1 protein-coding gene is annotated in these 1,886 nt (G+C 62.3%); it reads left to right on the forward strand.

The features are described 5' to 3' along the window. Positions 1–1,886, forward strand: a 1,886-nt coding sequence (locus VJR90_00005; GenBank protein ID HKV95862.1) for a hypothetical protein, incomplete at both ends; no start/stop codon positions are given.

A 1,886-nucleotide genomic window follows, 5' to 3' on the forward strand; every position in this document is an offset into this window, starting at 1 on the left:
GCGCCGTGCAGAAGCAGGTGACGCAAACGCAGGACGCCTATGGGAATCTGACGCAGATGCAGGTGTACGACTGGGGCGCGGGGGCTCCCGGGCCGTTGCTGCGCACGTATACGAACACGTACCTGACAGACTCTAACTACATCTCGCGCTATATCTTCAACCGGCTGCTGACCAGCAAGGTAACCGGCGGGGGGTATAACGCTACGCTGGTGAGCAACGCTTACGACACCTACGGCACCGGCTGCGCCTATCTCCCCGGCCTGAGCGGGCCGGCGAATCCGGCGTTTCACGACGCCGCGTATTCCAGCACGTTCTATTACCGCGGCAACGCAACGCAATCGACAACGCCGGCGGGCTGGAGTTGCCGGGCGCTGGATATCCTGGGCAATACGGTGGGCTCGCAGGATGCGGCCGGGAGAATCTACACGGCCAACGTCAACAGCAGCACCAACTACGCGGCTCCGTCGGCGATCACGGCTAACAACACCCTGACGGAAAACCTGAGTTGGTCGCCGTTCCTGGGGCTGATGCAGGAGACGGGGCCGAACCGCGATTCCTCCGGCACGTTCTATGATGCCTATGCGCGGCCAGCCTCGACCACCTCGCCCTACGGCGCGACGACCAGTTACAGCTACACCACCAACACCACGACCGCGACGGTGAACGGCCGCTGGACGAAAACCACCGTGGATGGATTCGCGCGGCCGCTGCTGGTAGAGACAGGCTATGGCTCGACCACGGTGTCGCAGGTGGATTATGTCTACGGTCCGTGCGGCTGCTCGCCCATCGGCAAGCTGATGCAGAAGTCGCAGCCGCACGCGCCTAATGCCACCAAGTACTGGACCAAGTACACTTACGACGGCATCGGGCGGACCATCGCCGTGCAGTTGCCGGACGGGGCGAGCACAACCGGGTATGCGTATTGGTCCAACGTGGTGCAAGTGACCGATCCGGCGCAGAACTGGAAACAGTTCGTCCAGGACGCAAACGGCAACCTGGTGGTGGTGCGGGAACCGAATCCGGCTTTCCCTGGCGACGACACGCGGGATCTCTGGACGTACTACAGCTACGACATCCTGAATCACCTGACGAACGTGACGATGACCGGTCCCGGCGCCGGGCAGACGCGCGCGTTCAACTACACCAGTGGAACGGTGGTGGGGGCGTATCTGCTGTCGAAGACAGAGCCGGAGACGGGGACGACCAACTACACGTACTCCGGAGGGCTGCTGCAAACCAAGGTCGACGCCAAAAACCAGAAGACGCAATACACGTACGACAGCTACGGGCGGGTGACGACGATCCAGCACTACCCGGTGAGCACGGGGAGTGAAGACGTTTGCCAGCGGGTGATGTTCTACTACGACACGAATCCGTTCGTGAGGAGCTACTCGCTCAATGCACTGGGGCGGCAGACGGCGGTGCAGTATCAGGGAGCCGGCTGCGGCAACATCACGCCGTCCACGACAACGCCGGTCAACCCGAACACCTTCGTCGAGATGTACAACTACAGCCCGGCGGGATTGATCGTGGGCAATGAACTGCTGGTGTCGCAGTTGGCGTATCAGGCTTATCCGCAAACGCCGGTGACCGTGACGGCGGATCTGGAGGCGAGCTACGGGTACGATAATGAGGGCAGGATGACAAGTGTCCAGTATCCGTCCTCGGCGGGGTCCGGGTTCACGGGCGACAACTACTCGTACAGCTTCGACAGCCTGGGGCGGCCGGTGGGACTGACGGATCAGACCACGCTGCAGACGGCGGTGAACGGAGTGACGTACGGTCCGGCAGGCGAGATGCTGACGATGGGCTATGGCGGGATGACGGAGACACGAACGTACAATAGCCTGCTGCAACTGACGGGGATCGGGGCGTACCACTTCGGG

The sequence above is a fragment of the Gammaproteobacteria bacterium genome (assembly GCA_035279405.1).
In the GTDB taxonomy this organism is placed as follows: domain Bacteria; phylum Pseudomonadota; class Gammaproteobacteria; order Natronospirales; family REEB76; genus REEB76.